At 40.0% G+C, this 20,561-nt stretch carries 21 protein-coding genes; 8 read left to right on the plus strand and 13 right to left on the minus strand.

What is annotated here, in order from left to right:
• Positions 1-86 precede the first annotated feature (86 nt).
• Complete coding sequence (locus V7K44_RS29345) at positions 87-587, plus strand: restriction endonuclease (protein ID WP_334937008.1); 501 nt, start codon at positions 87-89, stop codon at positions 585-587.
• A gap of 11 nt (positions 588-598) precedes the next feature.
• On the opposite strand, the gene V7K44_RS29350 is transcribed toward V7K44_RS29345, so the two are convergent.
• Both V7K44_RS29350 and V7K44_RS29355 read right to left on the minus strand, forming a co-directional pair.
• Positions 599-1,708, minus strand: coding sequence for a DNA-methyltransferase (locus tag V7K44_RS29350; RefSeq protein ID WP_334937011.1), 1,110 nt, complete (start codon positions 1,706-1,708; stop codon positions 599-601).
• 299 nt (positions 1,709-2,007) lie between these two features.
• On the minus strand, positions 2,008-2,394 hold the full coding sequence (locus tag V7K44_RS29355) for a hypothetical protein (protein ID WP_334937013.1): 387 nt from the start codon (positions 2,392-2,394) through the stop codon (positions 2,008-2,010).
• A 165-nt stretch (positions 2,395-2,559) separates the two neighbouring features.
• On the opposite strand from V7K44_RS29355, the gene V7K44_RS29360 reads away from it, so the two are divergent.
• Positions 2,560-3,261, plus strand: a complete 702-nt coding sequence (locus V7K44_RS29360) for a DUF547 domain-containing protein (RefSeq protein WP_334937015.1) — start codon at positions 2,560-2,562, stop codon at positions 3,259-3,261.
• Here V7K44_RS29360 and V7K44_RS29365 read toward each other — a convergent pair.
• Together V7K44_RS29365 and V7K44_RS29370 are read right to left on the minus strand one after the other, a co-directional pair.
• Positions 3,246-4,001, minus strand: a complete 756-nt coding sequence (locus V7K44_RS29365) for a TIGR04283 family arsenosugar biosynthesis glycosyltransferase (RefSeq protein WP_334937017.1) — start codon at positions 3,999-4,001, stop codon at positions 3,246-3,248. The genes V7K44_RS29360 and V7K44_RS29365 overlap by 16 nt on opposite strands.
• Before the next feature lie 78 nt (positions 4,002-4,079).
• The gene (locus V7K44_RS29370; RefSeq protein ID WP_334937019.1) at positions 4,080-4,532 is read right to left on the minus strand and encodes a rhodanese-like domain-containing protein; all 453 of its coding nucleotides are present in this window, start codon (positions 4,530-4,532) and stop codon (positions 4,080-4,082) included.
• Between the two features lie 188 nt (positions 4,533-4,720).
• Here V7K44_RS29370 and V7K44_RS29375 point away from each other — a divergent pair, with 188 nt between their 5' ends.
• Positions 4,721-5,608 (plus strand): pirin family protein, encoded by an 888-nt coding sequence (locus tag V7K44_RS29375; protein WP_334937021.1) that lies wholly within the window; start codon positions 4,721-4,723, stop codon positions 5,606-5,608.
• 171 nt (positions 5,609-5,779) lie between these two features.
• A complete protein-coding gene (locus tag V7K44_RS29380; RefSeq protein WP_334937023.1) occupies positions 5,780-7,186 on the plus strand; it encodes a collagen-like protein in 1,407 nt (468 codons plus the stop codon).
• 3 nt (positions 7,187-7,189) lie between these two features.
• Here V7K44_RS29380 and V7K44_RS29385 read toward each other — a convergent pair whose 3' ends face one another.
• The 3 genes from V7K44_RS29385 to pirA all read right to left on the minus strand — a co-directional run bounded on the left by V7K44_RS29385 (position 7,190) and on the right by pirA (position 10,003).
• A complete protein-coding gene (locus V7K44_RS29385) occupies positions 7,190-7,750 on the minus strand; it encodes a nitrate transporter (RefSeq protein ID WP_334937025.1) in 561 nt (186 codons plus the stop codon).
• A 425-nt stretch (positions 7,751-8,175) separates the two neighbouring features.
• Positions 8,176-9,351 (minus strand): patatin-like phospholipase family protein, encoded by a 1,176-nt coding sequence (locus tag V7K44_RS29390; protein WP_334937026.1) that lies wholly within the window; start codon positions 9,349-9,351, stop codon positions 8,176-8,178.
• 496 nt (positions 9,352-9,847) lie between these two features.
• The gene (gene pirA / locus V7K44_RS29395) at positions 9,848-10,003 is read right to left on the minus strand and encodes an arginine synthesis PII-interacting regulator PirA (protein WP_334937029.1); all 156 of its coding nucleotides are present in this window, start codon (positions 10,001-10,003) and stop codon (positions 9,848-9,850) included.
• A gap of 109 nt (positions 10,004-10,112) precedes the next feature.
• Here pirA and V7K44_RS29400 point away from each other — a divergent pair, with 109 nt between their 5' ends.
• The 3 genes from V7K44_RS29400 (at position 10,113) to V7K44_RS29410 (ending at position 12,613) form a co-directional block, all read left to right on the plus strand.
• Positions 10,113-10,964 (plus strand): SAM hydrolase/SAM-dependent halogenase family protein, encoded by an 852-nt coding sequence (locus V7K44_RS29400; RefSeq protein WP_334937031.1) that lies wholly within the window; start codon positions 10,113-10,115, stop codon positions 10,962-10,964.
• A gap of 303 nt (positions 10,965-11,267) precedes the next feature.
• The gene (locus V7K44_RS29405) at positions 11,268-11,924 is read left to right on the plus strand and encodes a DUF2301 domain-containing membrane protein (RefSeq protein WP_334894239.1); all 657 of its coding nucleotides are present in this window, start codon (positions 11,268-11,270) and stop codon (positions 11,922-11,924) included.
• Positions 11,924-12,613 (plus strand): ElyC/SanA/YdcF family protein, encoded by a 690-nt coding sequence (locus V7K44_RS29410; RefSeq protein WP_334937033.1) that lies wholly within the window; start codon positions 11,924-11,926, stop codon positions 12,611-12,613. Before V7K44_RS29405 ends, V7K44_RS29410 begins: the two co-directional genes overlap by 1 nt.
• Before the next feature lie 228 nt (positions 12,614-12,841).
• Here V7K44_RS29410 and V7K44_RS29415 read toward each other — a convergent pair whose 3' ends face one another.
• Positions 12,842-13,921, minus strand: coding sequence for an alpha/beta hydrolase (locus V7K44_RS29415; RefSeq protein WP_334937035.1), 1,080 nt, complete (start codon positions 13,919-13,921; stop codon positions 12,842-12,844).
• Positions 13,922-14,180: 259 nt separating this feature from the next.
• Here V7K44_RS29415 and dprA point away from each other — a divergent pair, with 259 nt between their 5' ends.
• Complete coding sequence (gene dprA, locus V7K44_RS29420) at positions 14,181-15,323, plus strand: DNA-processing protein DprA (protein ID WP_334937037.1); 1,143 nt, start codon at positions 14,181-14,183, stop codon at positions 15,321-15,323.
• 296 nt (positions 15,324-15,619) lie between these two features.
• On the opposite strand, the gene V7K44_RS29425 is transcribed toward dprA, so the two are convergent.
• From V7K44_RS29425 to V7K44_RS29445, 5 genes are all read right to left on the minus strand, one after another.
• Positions 15,620-16,639 carry a DnaJ C-terminal domain-containing protein gene (locus V7K44_RS29425; RefSeq protein WP_334937039.1) on the minus strand — a complete coding sequence of 340 codons (1,020 nt, stop codon included), beginning with the start codon at positions 16,637-16,639 and terminating at the stop codon, positions 15,620-15,622.
• A 114-nt stretch (positions 16,640-16,753) separates the two neighbouring features.
• Positions 16,754-17,263: an AAA family ATPase gene (locus tag V7K44_RS29430; protein WP_334937041.1), complete on the minus strand. Its 510-nt coding sequence runs from the start codon at positions 17,261-17,263 to the stop codon at positions 16,754-16,756.
• Positions 17,264-17,339: 76 nt separating this feature from the next.
• The gene (locus tag V7K44_RS29435; RefSeq protein WP_334937043.1) at positions 17,340-18,629 is read right to left on the minus strand and encodes a glucose-1-phosphate adenylyltransferase; all 1,290 of its coding nucleotides are present in this window, start codon (positions 18,627-18,629) and stop codon (positions 17,340-17,342) included.
• Between the two features lie 353 nt (positions 18,630-18,982).
• The gene (locus V7K44_RS29440; protein ID WP_334937045.1) at positions 18,983-19,297 is read right to left on the minus strand and encodes a hypothetical protein; all 315 of its coding nucleotides are present in this window, start codon (positions 19,295-19,297) and stop codon (positions 18,983-18,985) included.
• A 50-nt stretch (positions 19,298-19,347) separates the two neighbouring features.
• Entirely contained in the window at positions 19,348-20,499 is a 1,152-nt protein-coding gene (locus V7K44_RS29445) for a WD40 repeat domain-containing protein (RefSeq protein ID WP_334937047.1), read from the minus strand.
• Positions 20,500-20,561: the final 62 nt, after the last annotated feature.

Genomic DNA, 20,561 nt, shown 5'->3' on the forward strand with positions numbered 1-20,561 from the left:
AACTATTTTTTCTCGAAGATCGACAGAGTAGGACTTCATTTAAAAGGATTTATATTTTAATCTAGTGTACCTCATAATAGACGCAAGTGCTGTATATTAAAGCTGCTTTTATTCATGATGGTTGGCAATCAAATATTCATATTCCAGCACCTTATAGATTTTTAGGTACAGATGTTGATTTTGCAAAAACTGGCATTATCATTGAAATTCAATTTTCTAACTATCCCTTTCTACTCAATAACACTTTGCGCTCAGAATTGTTCTTCAAAGCTAAAACTGAATTTGTTGGATACCCGACTAATTTAGTAATTATAGTAACAAAGGCTCTGATGTTTCCTGCCTCCAATAGCACTCTTTATTACGAGCAAGCTGTTAATCAGTTAACAGCTTTGGCTAAAAACCAAGTTTTTGATGTACCAATCAGACTGGTTGGATTATTTGAACAACAAAATACAATAGTGCCTATTATTTGGACTGAGTATTTATCTAAAAGATATTCTAGAACTGTAAATACTAGAGTTAGTCGCCAATGCGAGATTATTGCGGGACGTTCAGCCCGTAGTCGTTGTCTACTTAACTTATTGTAAGAATTAATCTATTAAGTCCATAATCTCAATTCAATTTGTTCTACTTCTTCTACTGGTTTTACTATTTCATTTTGTAAAGAGGTCTTTTTCCCATTACCATTAAGCTTTGGATCTACTGGAATCTCTTCACCTCTTAGATTAGCTGCAAAAGCAGATTCTTCATAGATTAATCTATCTTCCATTGCTTGCAAGTGATACTCTTCTGGATAAATTTTTGCTTTGCTACGTTCCGAAGCTTTATTTCCTACTTGCACATCAAACTTAAATTTATCAATAGATTGACCAGTTTTTTGAACATAATCGCGCAGTGTTTTTAAATTTGGAAAGCAACCATTTTTATCTGGATTACCACTGAGACGACGCAACGCAACTTGATGATATTTTGGTTCAATTTCTGACCCGATAAAATAGCGTTTATGATCTCTCGCAACCACCGCTGTAGTACCAGATCCCATAAATGGATCTAAAATAATATCATTTTCGTTAGTTGTAGCTAATATAATTCTAGCTACCAAGTCTTCTGGAAATTGGCAGGGATGTATAGTTTGTTCTTCGTGATTGTGTTTAACATTCCGAAACAGCCAAATATCACCAGGATTTTTACCTTCTGGATTGCATGAAAGTTCGCCCTTCCGATTTCCTCGATAATGTTTCTTATTTTGATACTTTTGAGGAACTCTAATAGCATCTAGATTAAATTTATAATTATCTGATTTAGTAAACCAAAGAATAGTTTCATGTCTACAAGAAAACTTTTTCTGGGCATGAAGACCATGTTGCCTAGCCCATATAATTCGGTTGCGAGGAATTAATCTGCATGACTCTAAAATCGGAAAAAAGCGAATATCCAGAGGAATCAGCATTCCTCGGTCAGAAAAAGCACCAACTTGCCAAAATAGCGAACCTGTATTTTTGAGAATTCGGCTACATTCAAGCAGAATGGCTGTTTGTTCTGCCAAATAAATCTCAAGAGCCTGCCTTGACTCGTATTCTTTGCCTAAATTATAAGGTGGAGAGGATACAACTAAATCAACACATTCATCTGGCAGATTACTCAGCAGTTGTAAGCTATCCTCTAAGAGAATCTGGTCTAAGGGTAGATTCTCTCTATTAGTCTTCATTACAATACCTACCTTGCAAGTAATACTAGGCTTTCGTCATCATAACCTATTTTAGGTTATTAGCCAATTATTAAAAAAATATCAATACTAAAAAGAGTATAATATCATACTTACTTTAAGGCTCTACCTTGCGGCTGTAGACATACCTAAAGGCTATGGAGAAGCGATCGCACTCCTAATTCTCTCAAAAAAGTGCGATCGCTTATTAAATTAAGGATTACAAACTCTTAACATCTGACTGGAAATTAGAACTCCAACCAAATATCCAAAGAATTTCATCCCCAATCTCCAGTCTCAACTCAATTAGCTTTACGTTCTTTCAGTACTTGATCTAGCAAGTTTCTAGCAGGTTGTGCTTTAGCCAACGCTACTTGATGGTCATTATAAGCACGAACAAGGCGAGAAAGACTGCTCACACCTGTCTTGAGTTGCTCAAGTTCTTCACCAGCAACTAGTTCTCCATCAAGCATCCGCCCAATCAACGGTTTGATATCGCCCACTTCCTGCCGGACTTTTTGGAGCTTTTCTAGAGAACTCAGTAAGGTTTTTAGTGAGTTCAATATGTCGTCAATATCTTGGGCATCCTCCACTGGCTCAGGTGGATTTTCAATTGCGATCGTATCTTTGTCTGATGTAGGCAATTCCTCTACAGACGTTTCACTTATAACCCCGTTTGACCGTGCCATCAACGCTTCCTCAAGGAATTTTCCTCAGTGTATCGCTGATTTCAAGTTGCCAAAGATAGTATTGTTATAATTCGTTAAATAAATACTTGTACAAATTCAACTCTACGTTGCGATCGCGAAAGCAAAGAATTCCCTTAGCTACGGCCAACATATAACACAGCAATAATGATAGATTTTGAACCTTGGGACAGGTTGTTGCGTCAGTATGTCGATCGCCAGGGTCGTGTAAACTATATTGCTTGGAAAACTGAGCAACCTCAAGCGATCGCAGATTGGTTGTCGAGTCAAAAAAATCTGGCTTTTACATCTAATAGCAACACTTTTGAGCAATTGGCATTGTGGATTAACCTTTACAATGCGTTCACCATTTCGGCAATTTTGGAGAGATACCCACTTGAGTCAATTCGTCCGCGAATCTTAGGCATTCCCAACTGGCTGGCTTTTTTGTGGTTCTTCCAACGTCGTGCTTATTATATATTTGACAAGCATTACAGTTTAGCCCAAATAGAAAACCAGATTCTGCGGAATCAATTCCAGGAGCCACGAATTCATTTTGCAATAGTCTGTGCTTCGGTTGGTTGTCCGTTACTGCGTGCTGGAGCTTATTTTCCTCAACAAGTTACTCAGCAGTTAGATGAAGATACCCGTCGCTTCATTAACAATCCTGAAAAAGTTCGTTATGACTCAGATAGTAAAACGCTCTACTGTAGCAAAATCTTTAAATGGTATCGTCAAGATTTTCTTAAAGTCAAATCCTCTATTCCAGAATATATCCGCTCTTACCTAGAAACAGACTTGCCAATGAATGCCTCAACGCCAATTTCCTATCTCTACTATGACTGGAACCTGAATCAGCGAATATCTTGATAAAATTGTTTGAGATAATTTGCATCAACGCCAATTCCCCACAAAAAACCAATATAAAGGTAGATTGCGTTTGCTTTCCAACTACCCCATTTTGCGACACGACGATCTGAAGAGTGGACAATGCGGTTCACCAGATGAATACGTCCTTTTTTAACCAATCTCAGGCATAAATCTCCATCTTCCATAATTGGTAATGTCTCATCAAATCCATTGCAATCCCAAAAGTCAGTGCGACGACAAAACATTACCTGATCTCCAAACAATAGGCGCAATCCTCGAAAAAATAGGTAAGGCTTAAATAGCAGTGGTGCATAGTAGGTTTTTAAATAATTATGTAGAGAGATACCCCAGCGAGTCGTTTGAGATCCACTCATCAGAGAAATGAACCCCCCACAGGCAATGCTTGGTTCGGCTAGGGTTTGCTCTATTACAGTGATTAGATCATCCGGCACCCAAGTATCTGCATGAAGAAAGCAAAGAATATCTCCTGTTGCAGCCGATGCTCCATAATTCATCTGAATAGAACGCCCACGCTGTTCAGATGAAAGAACTTGTACGCCTAGCGACTGATTGAATGACCCAAAGCATTGTTTTGCAACTGCCACTGTCTCATCATCGCTGCCACCATCTACTACTATCACTTCAAAAGCAGGCGGATTAAGTAAAGTCAATTGGCGCAATGTCCGCTCTAAGCTAACTGCTTCGTTTAAAGTAGGAATGACAATCGAAACTTGAGACATGCAGCTTAAGTAGTTTTATCGTTGCTTTTATTCTACTTGCTCAATATTTACAAGCTCTTAATCCAAAGGTCAACACTCCTAAGCATGGTAAGTAGCTTTTAGTAATTTTCCCCAGATTGCATTGTAAGGATGTACAACCTTGGTCGGATGCCAATTTTGAAAAATTGGCCTACCTTCGTTTGCCCACTGAAAAATTCCACCACTCAAGTTATAAATGCACTTAATCCCGGCTTCATCCAGTTTTTGGGCTAATTTTGCGCTTCGGTAGCCAACAGCACAGTACACAACAATTGGTCTATTTTGGGAAACTGTTGTAACTGCTGTTAAGTCCTCTGTGAGAGGATCTATGCGTACTGCTGTTTCAATATGACTGACTGCATACTCAGTCTGACTTCGTGCATCTAGTAATAAGGGATGGGGCTTTGCAGAATCTAATAGTAATTGAGCTAATTGGTTACAATTAATTTCCTCAACAGTAGGAAACTGAGATCCAATCAGAAGTTTAATAAAGTTAAAGGTGAGCGATCGCACTTGTCAAAAGACTCTCTGGTTGAGAAACAATACTAACGGGGGCTGTGTTTAATATTTAATAGTAAAAAACAGGCGATCGCATTGGCATCAACTCTCCAAAACAAACAGATAACTCATCAAGATTAGCTTATTTGCAAGTAAATATACTTATAATAATTACAGCATTTACTAATCACCTGCGATTATTTATGGCAATTCTTCAACTGATTGAACCCGAAGTTAAAAATCTGGGTGGTTTTTCTGCCCGCCGCAGTTTGCCATATCCTAATCGCCAAACGGTTGGGCCGTTCATCTTTTTCGATCATCTTGGCCCGTCCGTTATGCCCCCCAATCAAGGCATCGATGTCCGACCACATCCTCATATTAATCTAGCAACGGTAACTTATTTATTTGATGGTGCTTTGATGCATCGCGATAGTTTGGGTACTGTACAGGAAATCCAACCAGGTGCAGTCAACTGGATGACAGCAGGAAAGGGGATTGTCCATTCAGAACGCTCACCTGACTTTGACCGTAACCAAGAAACTACTATTCATGGCATTCAAACCTGGATCGCCCTGCCTGTTGAACACGAAGAAACCGAGCCAACGTTCATTCACTATCCTGCTGAAATCCTTCCGACCTGGGAAGAGAATGGCGTTATCATCAAACTTATTGCTGGACAAGCATTTGGGTATAACTCACCTGTAAAAGTTCTCTCACCTATTCTCTATTTAGATGCTGTGTTGGCTGCCAACACCCACTTCAGTATCCCTACAGATTATTCACAAAGGGCAGTATACAGTGTCACAGAGGGGTTGAGGATTAACGATGAACCGATGGAGCAATATCGTCTCGCTATTCTAGAGCCAGGCGATCGCGTTGAAGTTTCTGCTACAGCTGCGGCTCGATGTATTATTATTGGCGGTGAGCCGTTAGGTACACGCTACAAATGGTGGAATTTTGTCTCTAGCCGAGCAGAGCGAATAGAGCAAGCTAAAGCTGATTGGCGTGACTCTCGCTTTGCTAGCGTGCCAGATGAAACAGAGTTTATTCCACTGCCAGAAGTGGTAACAGAAGCTAATCCTTTTTCATAAGTGTGTCACACTTCAACACTCACTACCTCGCTTTAGAATGTACAAAATTGCATTCTTTTTTCAAATTGATCGGTCTTTAACCGGACACGATCTCACTGGACAAGAGGGAGCAAATTGTTGAAAGTCAGCGTCAGGAGTAGATAATTCAACTAAAGTTTTAGGTGTAACTAGATGCACAATGGTTTTAGGAGTAAGCTGCCACTACTGCTGACATTCTGCTTATTTACTAGCTTTTTGCCTGCCTCTGGTTCAGTTTTATGTCCAGCCGTTGCCTCTGACGAATACTATAAATTAGCCAGAGATTATGGCAGAGATGGACGTGCAGGAACCGATGGGCGATCGGGTAGAGATGGTAACAGCGGTGAAAACCAAAATATTTTTGTCAATGGTTCACCTGTAAATCTTGACTTGTCGGGTAAAGATGGTGAAGACGGGGAAGACGGTGAACGTGGTTATCAACCTGACTGTGGTTCCCAACGCGGCGAACGCGTCAGCCATGACATAAACGCACCAGACGGTGGTAACGGTGGTAATGGTGGCAAAGGAGGAGATGGGGGAAATGGTGGTTCTCTCACAGTGTCTTACAGCAATTTGGCAGACTTACGGAATATTTCTGTCCGAGCAACTGGTGGGGAAGGTGGGCGCGGCGGTAGAGGTGGCAACGGTACGGAGGGTTGTAACTGTCACAGACGGAGATGGGAAGTAAAAACCTGTAAGGGAACTCCTGGTAGCCCTGATTATAAGTGTACTGAAAAGGTTTATCGATGTAGCGATGGTAGCGATGGGCGAGATGGCAGCGATGGTAACGATGGTAGCCAAGGGCGCTTAGGAACTTTGAGTATTGTCAATAGCAAGGAACCTTTGGCAGCTGATACTCCAACTGTGCAGCTAGCAATGTCGGAACTGATAAACAAACAGTTCCACCTCTCGAAGAATAAGTGGAATCAACGCATAGGCGCAGCTTCTCTACTTGCGCCTGGTTCTGCGATCGCCGATGATTATCGAGAGTTTGAACAGCGTCTAGAAGAAGCTTTTCAAATAGTTTGGCAAGAAAGACAACCCATTACCAGCTTTGGCAATCAAGCCGTAACACTAAATTTAACTGATAACAAACAAGTAGAAATTACTTTTGCTGAGGAATTATGGGTTGACGGTAACAGCAAAAGTGAGGCTAACTTAACAACATTTACCGTTAACCATGCCATTCCCAAAAAAGATGTCACCCGGTTAGCTGTAGCAGAGTTTGCCGATGCCGGACAAAATCTCAACTTAAAAATAGTTGATTTGGCAGCCAAGTCTGATGCCATTAATACTCAGTTTCGCCTGAAATTCCGCGCTCAAGATAGCTCCCACGGTTTTTCTGGCTACAAAACTGAATTTGAAGGGGATATTCCCACAGAACTTGTGACTCGTGACTACAATCGTTTTACTCTAGCTTTGGGCAAGCTAAAAATTCCTGACGAAGCTTTACGCCCTGGTGTCAACGTTGATATTGAAGTCGTAGCAACTCGTTCTTTAGGAATACGTTCTGCCAAGCAAACTATTAGCTGGCAGGGTGCAATCCGCAAGCCTAAATAAAGTTTAAGAAGATTTTTTCCCATCTGAAACCATTTGCGAGAGAATATAGGCTGCAAAATCTAGTAACTGATCCAGCAAAAAGCCAATGATACCGATGTATAGGATTTCCTGGATTATGTAATCAGTATTGCCAGCTTTATAAGCATCCCAGAGGGTAAAGCCAAGTCCTCTTGGACCTGTTAACATTTCTGTGGCAATAACAATAAACCAAGCTACCCAAATGCTAACTTTCAAGGCATGAAATATGTGAAAAATAGCTACTCTAAAGTTATTATTCTGTCTCTTGAAATGCCGCATCCCTATTGCTGTATTAATAATCATCGTCCAGAGAGTCCCCAGAAAAACTACTACAATAGCAGCCGAGTCACTCTCTTGAAACGCAATTAGGGCAATAGGTAGCAAAGCTATAGGAGGGATACTATGTGGTATCTGAAATATCAGCCGAAATAGCTGATAAACCATGCTATTTATCCCGATGAAATATCCGATAAAACTACCCAATACAGCGGCTGGAATATAACCAACAAATAACCGTTGTAGGCTAGCTAAAATGTCTAAAAACATATTATTTTCTCTGCCTCAGTTCTCATGGAAAACATTCGGTAAATACTGCGGCAACAACACGAAACAGGGCTGAGAAAAATGTATTTGATTACACATTCTATTTTGTTACTAAAAGATTTTTTATATCTTCTCCTCGTTAATTTTTAATTAAAAACTTAGGTATTATTACGATGTGATAGTAGTAGTACAAAGAAGAGGTAAAGCTTGACTTTACTAAACTTTATCAGAAAAGCAAATTTTAATTAGTAAATTAAATACAATTTCTAAAATAAGGCTTTCTTGCTAGAGCTTAGGTGCGAATCGCGCCTTGATTATCTAAGCTGATGGAACGAGCCAAAAAAGCCTTAAACAGGGTGTAGAAATCAATTGGATGGGTATTCAAACCCCAACCAATTGTAGACACTTGTAAATAATGACACAGTTCGCTAGTTATTTTTAATAAAAGACGCGATCGCCTTTTTTATCGGAGAACCGGAATCGTCTCTGGTATAGTACGTAAGACCTTGCTCAATGAATGCAGAGGTAGTATCTATTAACTGCTGAAGAATCTCGGAATTAGTATTATCTATTTCTGGACTGACTTTTTCTCCAGTAAATTTATTTTTCCGTTCTTCTGGAGGTAATACGATGCGAGGATCTTTATAAGTCTCTTTTGGTTTGGGTTTAAATGTCTCATTTAAGTCAAACTGAAGACGCAAGTAACGTTTAGACTCATATCCACCCATGATTTGTCGGCAAATCGTACTATCAATCTCAGATGTAGGTTCCATAAAGATGTTAGTAAGATTTTTGATCCAGTCTAAGCCTCTCCATTTGCTGATTTGCTTATATTGATATGGTTCACCAGTTTGACCCGTGCCAATAGAAAGAATAGAAATATCTTCCAATCGCAGATTATGTAGTTTATATTGTTGCTTGATTTCTGGAGATACTGAAGACTGACTAATCCTCATCGCTAAACTCAAAGCTGCAAGAGAGGGGTTATTAGCAGAAACTCCTCCATCAATGTGTGGGAATTCCCAGTCACCAAATTTCTGTTTATCTACAGGTTCTAATTTATATGGTGGAAAAAAAGTAGGTGCTGAGGCAGAAGCGGTACATATTTCCCATAAATAACAGTCATCGTACCATCTGTCTCCTAAATCGGGATGACAATTTGTAAAAAAGGTTGTGTTGCGATATAGCGTATCGTAAGCAAGAATCAAAAGAATGGGTTTTTCGATATCCTTGATTCTTGTGGATTTATAGGCATCTTTGAGGACACTAGTAATTCCATCATGAGAATATTTAGATGGAGAAAATACCTCAATAATTGATTTGATGATGGATGGAAAGTTTTTGTAGCGCTCTTTTATCTCCACAGGGAATATATCTTTACCTCTATTTTTATACATTTTAATGAGTTCATCACTCTCATTTCCGAGAGCAATTCCTCCTGCTAATATTGAACCAGTAGAAGTACCAGCAACCATGTCAAAATATTCGTGTAAAAACTCTCCTTTTCCCTGATTTCTAATTTCTTGTTCTACTTGTTGAAGTATTCGTGCTGCAACAATTCCACGAATACCGCCACCGTCTAAAGCCAAAATCTTGAAGGACATAGCAATTCTCTTTGATTATTTTTTGTGGACAAGCATCATGAGATGAATCACAATACGATTCCATTAGCTTGTTTACTCTTATCCGACTTATCCGACTTATCCGACTGGAAGAATACCTAAGTTTTTTTTAACGAAGTGCCTTCTCTACGAGACACTACGTATAGCTCACTTTTGCGTAGAGGGGGTATTGTCAACTTAACGTGAAAGCCATCCTAAAACCAGCTTTTAGATATTGTCTCGTGTCTCGTTCCCAGTCTTCGACTGGGAATGCCATCCTAGAGGCTCCGCCTCCCTCTACACTGTTCGGTTAAGGCAAGAGACGGATACCGTTGGCGAAATATTGTTTAACAAAAAAACGGCGGATTTACCGTGTAATACATGGAAAGGATAGAGTAAAAATTATGAGCTTTTACCAGAATTGCTAGAAAACCCTCTAAAAAGAAAAAACCCGCCGTAGCGGGTTACACAACAAAACTATGAACAATGAAAACTTGATTTAGCTGGAATACCTCATTTCAGCTTCCAGTTGACGAATCAGCTGTTCGTCACCTTTTGCTCTGGCTATTTCCAAGCGATGCTCTAGGCTTCTTTGAATATTGGCTCTGTGAGCTTCTCGTGATTTGCTTATGCTTTGTAGTCTATTTTGACTCATAGTGATTACCTGCTTTAATTTTTCAATTTATGTCTTGTATTCTTAACATAGCACACATTTTGTAGCTGTTGCTACAGAAAATATATTTTTTATAAAATTTTACCAAAATATGTCTAATAACCAGATAGATGAACAACCACTCGTGACATTACTGAGCGATTTCGGCGATCGCGATGTTTATGTAGGCATAATGAAGGGAGTCATAGCCCAAATCAACCCTAGACTGACGGTGGTAGACTTAACGCACCAAATTCCCCCGCAAGACATCGCCGCAGCCAGGTTTAGCCTGATGAATGCTTATGCCCATTTCCCAGTTGGGACAGTACATCTGGCAGTAGTAGATCCTGGTGTGGGAAGCAAGCGACGAGCGATCGCAGTAGAATTTGCTCAAGGGTTTTTGGTCGGGCCAGATAATGGTATATTCAGCGGGGTACTTAGTCAAAGTCCTGCGATGTCTACGACGGGCTACGCCTACGCAGCCGTCGAACTTACAAATCTTAATTATTGGCGCACTCCTCAACCAAGCAAGACTTTTCACGGTAGGGATATCTTTGCACCTGTGGCAGCTTATCTTGCTAGTGGTGTCCCCCTCAAGCAGCTAGGACAAGCAATCGAACCAGTAAGTTTGGTAAACCTGGATATAGGCAACTGCAAGCAGACAACCACCAGTGTAGTGGGTTGCATTCAATATATTGACCACTTTGGCAACCTAGTGAGTAACATTCCAGCGAGTTACGTGCAAGGCAAAAGTTGGTATGTGCAAGTTGCCGGATTGAGTGTACCAGGCTGTGAAACTTACAGTGAGGTGAAAGTGGGGGAGATAATAGCTTTAGTTGGCAGTCACGGCTGGGTAGAAATTGCCATTAATTGCGGAGATGCTCACTCACAATTACAGATTAATTTACAAGATGTGCTAGAAGTCTTGTTTTTTTCAGAAAATCAGACCGGTGAATATTGTTAAAGTTAAGACAGTGAAAAATCATTAGGCTGCAAAGTGCCTGTTGCTGATTTGTAGGGAAGTCAAAGAAAGGGGAAAATTCTAGATATAAAAAGGAGGATGGGCAACTACACACCACTTAAAAACAAGCATTTTCATTCACCGTAGGCAGTGCCAATTCGACAAAAATTTCCAGAAAGCAACTGCTAAAAGACGTAAGTTTAGGAATGGTGACATGAAGTTGCCTTATTGCTCATAATAATAAAAGTAACCCTTGAGCAATTTCCTGTTGTACTCTACTAGAGAATCATAATTATATTCTTAGCTATGACTACACAAACACTCTCTGCACCAGAAGTTTATCAAGGTCAGTTTGGGGAATTTACAATTACTCAGAGCGATCGCACTGGCGTAATTATCTATCGTGCTGGATTAATGGTAGCAGCACTGAGCTTTGCCATCGGCAGCGCCTTGATTTTACTCAACAATAACCCAACTGTTGTAACTTTACTGACACCTCTATATGCTTGTTTTAGTCTCGCGCTTGGTGTAAGTTTATTTACCATCCATATCTATATGGCATCACTGCACCGAACGTTGCAAGTTTTTTGGGCGATTGGTAATATCGCATCAGTGATTCTGGCGATCGCTAGTAGTGAACCTTTAGCTCTTGCTGTTTACAATCAGCCAATTACCTTATTTGGGGTTGGTTTTATCTTCGTAGCTTTGACAGGTATTTATTTTAAAGAGGCTTTTTGCTTCAATCGCCTGGAAACCAAAGTATTAACCCCAATTGTACCGCTACTGTTGTTAGGACATTTGGTAGGAATTTTACCAACTCAGGGAGAAAGCATTTTATTAGGAACTTGGGCGATATTATTTTTAGTCTTTGCCTTGCGAAAGACAGTCCAAGCAATTCCTGCTGATATTGGAGATAAGTCTGTGTTTACTTACTTGAAAGAACAACGTTTAGCTAAGGGTTAATGCGGATAAAAAATCGTCGGTGTCAAAAATTTCCCAAAATCAAACTAATCAAACGCCAAGAAATGTGGACACTTACGGCTCAAGGGTGGGCGATTGCGATCGCTTTGATTGTTTATTTAATATTTTTCATTTTTACTCATGTACACTCATTTCTCGCCGTAACTTCCCCGATCGAATCAGCAGAAGTATTAGTTGTTGAAGGATGGCTACCAGATTACGCTATAGAAAAAGCTTTGACTGAATTTCAAAACGGTTCTTATCATCAAATAATTACTACCGGAGGCACATTAGGAAAAGGAACTTATCTTACCGGATACAAAAACTTTGCAGACGTGTCGGCTGACACCTTCATAAAACTCGGTTTAGAAGCAGAAAAAGTAGTAGCTGTTCCGACACCTTTTGTAGTTAAGGATCGTAGTTATGCATCTGCTGCTGAATTTGAGCGTTGGCTATCCAATTCAAATTTAAAAATAGAATCGATTAATCTTTTTTCCTTGGACGTTCATGCCCGTAGGAGTTGGTTTCTTTTTAAAAAAATACTTACCCCTGAAATTAATGTTGGTGTGATTGCTGCTACAACGCAAGATTATAATCCAAACAAATGGTGGAGTTCTAGCGAAGGTGTGCGGACAGTTCTTGATGAAGGTATAGCTTATCTTTATGCACGTTTTTTAAATTGGAAAGCTTAACAGTAATATATCAGGAATATTGGCTTTGGTAGCCATTGAATTTTTGATTTTTGATTTTTTAGTCAATCCAAAATCAAAAATTCAAAATGGTATTATATCATGTCCGTATAATTAGTTATGATTTCCACAGTCATTGCACCCCTCCCCGCCTGCGGGGAGGGGAGACAAAGCTATGCTTTGGCGGGGTGGGGTTCTTCAGGTTTAATAAGTAATCTAGCGGACATGGTATTACTTACCCAGGATTTGTAATAATGCTTGCCGATAAATTTTCAGACCCTCTGCATTCAGATGGTCGCCATCACTGGTTAAATTTTCTTTAAGAACATTATTTTCATATAATGGTGCTAGTCCGGCTGCGGCAACTGGTACTTTTTCTGTTTCAGCCACTTGATTAATCAGAACATTAATTTGTTCAACTCTAGAACGTGGGGCAGCTACTTTTGGATCTGAGCTTGCTGCTACTGTCGAATAAAAAGCCGGAATCAGAAAAATCTCTTTAGTTGCCATTGTGCGCAGAAGTGCGATCGCCTCTTGGAGATTTTTGCTAAATAACTCATCACTAATTTTATACAAAGCATCATTTCCACCTATGGCAATAATGGCTTTTTCGCATTTAACCTTGGTAGGAATTAAACTTTTCAGTTGTTCTAGTAATGAGATTGTACTCAGACCATTTAACCCAAAATTAAAAGTACCACTCCCAAGGGTATTGCCAAGTCCAGCCGAAATAGAATCGCCAAATAAGCAACCTGAGAACTGTTTATCCTGAGCGGCAAGTGTTTGATATTGTAGGGCAACTTTCCCTAAAGGTGAAGAACTTACGTCATCTTTCGGCGGTGCATCAGCAGAACTAGCAGAGGAATTTGCCATGCCGACTAGTTTCTTAATTTTTGACGCATCAATAACTAGTTGATTACTGGGATAGGCTTCTAGAAAGCTAGTTATTCCTAAACCTTCCGGTGATTTTGCTCCGATGATCAGGGCAGATCGTAGTGCTTGTATACTGGCTTGATCGCGACGAGCGATCGCAACGGATGCAAAAGATAAAATTTGCTTGCCCATTCCTGTGTTTACCAGCTTATCTAAAGCCACAATATCAAGCGACATTTTCACTTGAAGGGCTTCTTGAAATTTCTGTTTCTCTTTAACGCTGAGGTAATCTAGAAAAGATTGCAGATCCGCAGAAACCTTTTGTGTCTCATCATAGTTGCGTATATCTGCCACCGGAATTGATTGCTCAAACAATCCGTACCTGACGGTAACTTTTTCGGCTGCCAAACTAGGTAATAAACCAAGTCCACTATGCACCAGTAAAAATATTAAGCACCCAGATAGGCTTATTAGAAGACGATAGAAATATTTCATCACAGAAGATAAGAAGATAGATAGTCAATAGTTAATAGTCAAGAGTCAAGAGTCAAAAGTCAAGGGGAATTGAGAAAGAGGTCTTTGTAGAGACGGCGATTCATCGCGTCTCTTGCCTTAACCGAACAGTATCGCCCCTACTCCATCAACAGCCAACCCTAATTTGGGAATACTCAATCCAGTAGGCGTGAGGATATGAACGGTGGTAGAAGAAGGCGCATATTGGCTAGCTTGGGCACAAATTTCAGGAATTGGGCCAGTATTACTGCGACGGCTGCAACAGCATTTTGGCACGCTGGCAACAGCTTGGAACGCTACTAAGGTACAGTTAGGAGAAGTAGAGGGTTTTGGTTTTCAGACACTAGAAAAAGTAGTACAACAGCGATCGCGTTTGCACCCAGAACAACTATTCACCAAGCACCAGCAGGAAAATTCTCATTTCTGGACACCAGCAGATGCAGATTATCCCCGTTTACTGCTAGAAACTCCCAGTCCACCGCCAATTTTGTACTATCGCGGTGAAGTCGAACTCCAAGAAAATCTCGGACAAAAACCAATGGTTGGAATTGTCGGAACCCGCCAACCCTCAGAATATGGTATCCGTTGGACTCGCCAAATTAGTACAGCTTTGGCTAAAAATGGCTTTACAGTCGTTTCTGGTATGGCAGAGGGAATTGACACCGAAAGCCACATCGCCGCCATGAAAGCAGGTGGACGAACGATCGCAGTTTTGGGAACTGGTGTAGATGTGATCTATCCGCATAAAAATCGGGATTTGTACAAGCAAATTTTGACGGCTGGGCTAGTCGTAAGTGAGTACCCCACAAAAACCCCACCCGATCGGACTCACTTTCCCCGTCGCAACCGCATTATTGCAGGTTTAAGCCGCGCCATTCTGGTAATGGAAGCGCCTTTAAAATCTGGTGCCTTAATTACTGCTACCTACGCAAATGAATTTGGTAGAGATGTCTATGCATTACCTGGGAGACTAGACGATTATCCATCCCAAGGATGCTTAAAGTTACTGAGTCAGGGAGCTTCCTTCATTCTTAAAGAACTAGACGAACTGTTAACAATGCTAGGAGCAATACCACAAATTGATGCAATTGAGGCTTCTACAGCACCAGAGCAGCTAAGTTTACCAACTTTATCACCAGAATTGCAAAGGGTAATGGATGCGATCGCCGCAGGTGTGCCGGAGGCTCTCGCAAGTGATGCTTTGCCCTTTGATTTTATTGTCCAACAAACTGGCATGGCTGCTGGCTCAGTTTCCGGTGCTTTGTTACAGTTGGAACTTATGGGTTTTATTTCGCAACTACCAGGTATGCGGTATCAAAAAAGTTAAGAATTAAAATTAAAATAAGGAATCAGTGAGCTTTTGAATACCAAGTAGAACTATTGTGCCTCGAAATACAATTCCAAGGCTAATAGTTCAAGTTCTCTTAACTGGACTAAACAACAATTAATCTCAAGTTCGGTTAAACACTCACCCGAACATGATTCAAGTCCACTTGAGTGAACAGTAGCTCTGAGCCGCAGAACTTAAGTTTGGGACAGGATGTGGTTTAGCATAATACTTTGACTGTTACCAAAATGTGGGTAATGACGAGATTTTAATTATGGGGATTCTCTTTTTGCTTATTAAAGCCTGAATTGGTTCAAATGACTACGGGGATTATAAGTACGTATAGCCCGGATTTTTTCATAATATTCCCGCTCTTGTTGGCTGAGGTCTTTTGGTGGAACGATCGCCACTTTCACCAACTGATCGCCGCGTCCACCTTTGGCGAGGGGCCAACCTTTGCCACGTAAACGTAGAGATTGACCAGAACGCACTCCTGCTGGTAGTTTGACATTAACTGAACCATCGGGAGTGGGTACATCAATAGACGCTCCCAGAGTCGCTTCATCTGGTGTGATTGGCACTTCGCATACCAAGTTATCGCCTTCCATTTGGAAGAAGGTGTGCGGCTGAAGTTCGACTTTTAAGTATAAATCTCCCCGTTGTTGAGTCATGGGGTTAATTTGACCTTTGCCCCGCACCCGTAGGCGAGTACCAGTTTTAGCGCCAGATGGAATGTTGACATCTATTGTTTCATTACCTAAACTGAAGCGCTTTTTCACACCATTAAATGCTTCAGCAAAAGTTAGAGCGATCGCAGCTTCACTATCCTGGGTACTACCCGCACCTCCATCTTGAAACCCAAAATCGTTAAAGCTGCTGCTAAAATGGGTTGAAGTACCCGGAGAAGTGCGGTAAGAGTGACTTCGTGCCTGACTTTGGCGCCCCGTACCCGCACCACGAGGGGGAGGACCACCAAAGCGTCCTAGCAACTCATTAATGAACTCATCAAAATTGCCATATTGACTGAAGTCAAAGTTACCCATATCGGGAGCAGTGCCGCCAGATGGGAAACCTTCACCAGCTTGTTTCCAATATTGACCGAATTGGTCGTACTTTTTGCGTTTATCTGGGTCTGACACAACTTCGTAGGCTTCGCTAACTTCTTTGAAGCGTGCCTCTGCCTGTTTGTTGTTTGGGTTGACATCAGGATGATATTTGCGGGCTAGTTTACGAAAGGCTTGTTTAATTTCCTCCGAACTGGCAGTCTTACTGACCCCCAAAATAGCGTAATAGTCTTTGAAGTCGGTTGCAGCCATCTACCAGCCTCCTATAGAAATTCCCGTTATGTTTTAGAAGAGAGATGTTTAATTTGCCTGGTATGGTGCCAAACAAAAAGAATATGATTTCAAATTAACAAAAAATATAGAAAATCAAGTGTGGTTCTCGCTCACCAAGGAATCGCAATTCCCGTACTCCGATTTTTCTGATAAGCGGCTGAGGCTGTCTAATCCTTCTTCCTGACTTGGGGGAGCATCCCGGAGTTGACGGTGCATCCGCAAAATAATTTCTTCTGGAACTTGGCGCGATCGCCTTTTATTCCGTGCCAAACACAGCCAAACTGGTGTATCCACCCAAATTCCCCTAATGTCGGTAAAGCCCAAGTTACGGGCTAAAGCAATTACTTCACGACGATGGCGGCGCTGGGCATTGGTGGCATCAAAAATAGCTGTATTAGTTGTGGAAATAGCTTGCTGAAATTGCCGCTCAATTTCGCGCCAAATCAGCAGCCACGGACCCTGAACAAGTTGCGAACCGAACAATTGCCCCCGGATGGCATCAGTAGAAATCAGCGACATCTGGGGGCATTCTGCCAGTAATTGTTTTGCCAAAGTTGACTTACCACTACCTGGAAGACCAATCAGTAAGATGAGTTTAGTCATTAGTCCTTTGTCCTTTGTCCTTTGTTGCTTCTAACTATTAACCAATGACTAATGACTAATGACTAATGACTAATGATTAAATGATTGTTCCATCAGGAATTACAGCATTTTTCATCACGACAACGATGCCACTACGGATGTAGAAACCTTGACTTTCTCGGTCAGCTTCTTGCACGTTATCTTTATTGATGATTTTGACATCGTGACCGATACTGGCGTTTTTATCAATGATGGCACCGCGAATAATCGAGTCAGTACCAATACCTACAGGAATGTCACCTTTTTCTACATTACATTGACGTTCTACAAAAGCTTGATAAAAATCTGCACCCATGAGTAGGGACTCTTCGATCACACAACCAGATTCAATTCGCGATCGCACTCCCAAAACTGAATGTTGAATGCGGCAATTTTTCAAAATGCAACCTTCGCCAATAATTGATTCTGTGATTTGGCATTCTAAAAGTTTACTTGGAGGCAAGTAACGAGCGCGGGTATAAATTGGCGCTTCTTCATCGTAAAAACTAAAGGGTGGCTGGGGCTGCTGAGTTAGGGCTAAATTGGCATGATAAAATGCTTCGATTGTTCCAATATCTTCCCAGTAGTCATCAAAAAGGTAAGCTTGAACGTTGTAATCTTTAGAGGCATCAGGAATAATTTCTTTGCCGAAATCAGTCCTTTCTACACCTTCTCTCAACAATTTGAACAAAACATCTTTTTTAAAGACATAAATCCCCATTGAGGCGATGTAAGGCTGTTGCTGGGCTTGTTCTTTTGATAATCCCAGTACACTTGTATCAACTTGCATTTGGAGTAACGCTTCACCTTTGGGTTTTTCGCTAAAATCGATGACTCTACCAGAATCATCAATTTTCATCAAGCCAAAATCTGAGGCGCGACGCTCATCAATGGGGATGACTGAGAGAGTAATATCAGCCCCCGTTTCCCTATGGCGCTGGATAAACTGGCGATAATCCATGCGGTAGAGGTGATCGCCTGAGAGAATTAGATATTCTTCTACATCCCATTCTTCCATTAACCACAGATACTGACGTACAGCATCTGCTGTACCTTGGAACCAGTTAGGGTTTTCTGGTGTTTGTTGTGCCGCTAGCACTTCCACAAACCCTTCATTGAAACCGGTAAAGTTGTAGGTACGGGCGATGTGACGATTCAGGGAAGCTGAGTTGAATTGTGTCAGGACGTAGATTTTGAAAATTTCGGAATTTATGCAGTTACTAACAGGGATATCGATTAGGCGGTACTTCCCCGCTACTGGTACTGCTGGTTTAGCGCGGAGTTTGGTTAGTGGGTAAAGTCGAGTACCCGCGCCACCACCAAGAATGATTGATAATACTTTCTTCACAAAATTTCTCCCGACTGCCTTTCAACTCTCATCTTAAGTTTAGGACTGTCTGCCACCACAGGTAAGGGGGATCGTCTGATTCTTTGGGATGAATTTTACAGAATGCTGGTATTGTATGGATGGTGCGGCTGATAAGTAGAAATATAGAACATTTGTATTAATTGGGATGAAGAATGGGGTGCGATCGCTACATAGGGGTTGAAAACAAACACTTTACTAACTTTCAATTTTTACAGACAATTCTAATGCTGTATATGGAAGCTTATTTTTGAGGAGAATAGTTGATAAATTGGTAGTCTTTTTTTTGGATAGATGAAATTAGTCTGCCATTGGGAAAACTATGTATGTTAATTTTAATAATTTTCTTCATCTTTATAGATTTTCTCTATCAATTCCATTGTTTTGTCAATATCTGTTAAAACTGTACTATTATTAGAATGTTTTGAAATATAATCATTTACTAATTTTAATATTTTAATTATTTTTAGAAGCTTTTGTCTACAACACTGTGGATCATTCGGTTCGCATCCTGTACATCCTTGGTCTAATATAATTCCCACTCTTTTTTGGATTTTTTCCCTAGCTATATCTTGATTATTATTGTCTTCTAGATTTTCAACAGATTTTGTCATTTCCAAAATCATTGTAGCTATGTTATCAACATTCATTGTTTTTCCCTCTTTCATAATCTGAATAATGGCATCAAATTTTATCTTACTTAGATATAAGCTTTACAAGTTTTTTGTATATCTTGTAAATTCGATATATCTTGTTTTAATATTGATTTATTATTTCTATAAATATGTAAACTTTTACAAATATATAAAACTATATTTTTCTTTTGATCATCAAATTCTTTAGGTATGTAGGATTCACCAATAAACCACAACTTAACAGTGGTATCTGCACCAGAAGAAGCAATTAAGTTGCTATTATTTCCTGGGATAAAACTAACTTCTTCTACACCACCGATGTGGGCTTTAATAGATTTTAATAAGCTTCCATCTTTATCCCATAATTTAATAATACCATCTTCTCCAGCAGAAGCAATTATTTTACCATCGTTACTCATATTTATATTATTTAAATAACCGTTATGCTCAGTTTTGAATTTTTTTATAGGTTCTTGATTGCCTAAATTGTCTAAATTTTTTATATTCCAAATATATATTTCACCACTATAATCACTTGATACAAGAATATTAGCTTTTGGAGAAAATTTTACGGAACTAAGTAACCCTGGTTCTTTTCCAAAAATTATACTCTTTTCAGTTTCCCTGTTCCAAATTTTTATATTATTATCACTTGTAAAGGCAATATTCTTTCCATCCGGGGCAAAATCTATACGTCGAATTAAACTTTTATTTACATAAGATTTAATAAAATTACCATTTTTTGCATTCCAAAGAATTATAGATTTGTCTCTACTGGCAGAAACAAGATATTGACTATCTGGGCTAAATGCTATGTCATATACACTATCTTTATGGCGATTTAGAGTTCTTATATATTTACCATTTTGAGTCCAAAGAATGATTGTGTTATCAGCATCGGCTGAAGCTATAAGTTGATTGTCAGGGCTAAACTTAACGCTATAAACTCTATCCGTATTCTTCCTTGTCATATTTGTGATAAGTCTTCCATTAATATCCCAAAGTTTTACTGTGCCATCATAACTCGCAGAAGTAAGTGTCCTCCCATCAGGACTAGAGTAGACACTAGTAACTAAGGCTTGGTGTCCTTCTAATCTGTTTCGCTCTCTTATCTGAATAATTATTTGCTCTATCTCGTTCAAATATTTTGGATTTGTAATTTGATCTATATCGTTTAGGATTTCTATTACAGCACTTGCGTCTATTATGAGGTACACTAGATTAAAATATAAATCCTTTTAAATGAAGTCCTACTCTGTCGATCTTCGAGAAAAAATAG

The sequence above is a fragment of the Nostoc sp. genome (assembly GCF_036917235.1).
In the GTDB taxonomy this organism is placed as follows: domain Bacteria; phylum Cyanobacteriota; class Cyanobacteriia; order Cyanobacteriales; family Nostocaceae; genus Nostoc.

What these genes read in the sequence shown, in the direction of transcription:
- V7K44_RS29400 (WP_334937031.1), top strand. Translation starts at nt 10,113, where the DNA reads ATGTCTAATAACCAGATAGATGAACAACCACTCGTGACATTACTGAGC.
- V7K44_RS29440 (WP_334937045.1), bottom strand. Translation starts at nt 19,297, where the DNA reads ATGAATGTTGATAACATAGCTACAATGATTTTGGAAATGACAAAATCT.
- V7K44_RS29410 (WP_334937033.1), top strand. Translation starts at nt 11,924, where the DNA reads ATGCGGATAAAAAATCGTCGGTGTCAAAAATTTCCCAAAATCAAACTA.
- V7K44_RS29385 (WP_334937025.1), bottom strand. Translation starts at nt 7,750, where the DNA reads ATGTTTTTAGACATTTTAGCTAGCCTACAACGGTTATTTGTTGGTTAT.
- V7K44_RS29390 (WP_334937026.1), bottom strand. Translation starts at nt 9,351, where the DNA reads ATGTCCTTCAAGATTTTGGCTTTAGACGGTGGCGGTATTCGTGGAATT.
- V7K44_RS29365 (WP_334937017.1), bottom strand. Translation starts at nt 4,001, where the DNA reads ATGTCTCAAGTTTCGATTGTCATTCCTACTTTAAACGAAGCAGTTAGC.
- V7K44_RS29430 (WP_334937041.1), bottom strand. Translation starts at nt 17,263, where the DNA reads ATGACTAAACTCATCTTACTGATTGGTCTTCCAGGTAGTGGTAAGTCA.
- V7K44_RS29425 (WP_334937039.1), bottom strand. Translation starts at nt 16,639, where the DNA reads ATGGCTGCAACCGACTTCAAAGACTATTACGCTATTTTGGGGGTCAGT.
- V7K44_RS29360 (WP_334937015.1), top strand. Translation starts at nt 2,560, where the DNA reads ATGATAGATTTTGAACCTTGGGACAGGTTGTTGCGTCAGTATGTCGAT.
- V7K44_RS29375 (WP_334937021.1), top strand. Translation starts at nt 4,721, where the DNA reads ATGGCAATTCTTCAACTGATTGAACCCGAAGTTAAAAATCTGGGTGGT.
- V7K44_RS29350 (WP_334937011.1), bottom strand. Translation starts at nt 1,708, where the DNA reads ATGAAGACTAATAGAGAGAATCTACCCTTAGACCAGATTCTCTTAGAG.
- V7K44_RS29355 (WP_334937013.1), bottom strand. Translation starts at nt 2,394, where the DNA reads ATGGCACGGTCAAACGGGGTTATAAGTGAAACGTCTGTAGAGGAATTG.
- V7K44_RS29405 (WP_334894239.1), top strand. Translation starts at nt 11,268, where the DNA reads ATGACTACACAAACACTCTCTGCACCAGAAGTTTATCAAGGTCAGTTT.
- pirA (WP_334937029.1), bottom strand. Translation starts at nt 10,003, where the DNA reads ATGAGTCAAAATAGACTACAAAGCATAAGCAAATCACGAGAAGCTCAC.
- V7K44_RS29380 (WP_334937023.1), top strand. Translation starts at nt 5,780, where the DNA reads ATGCACAATGGTTTTAGGAGTAAGCTGCCACTACTGCTGACATTCTGC.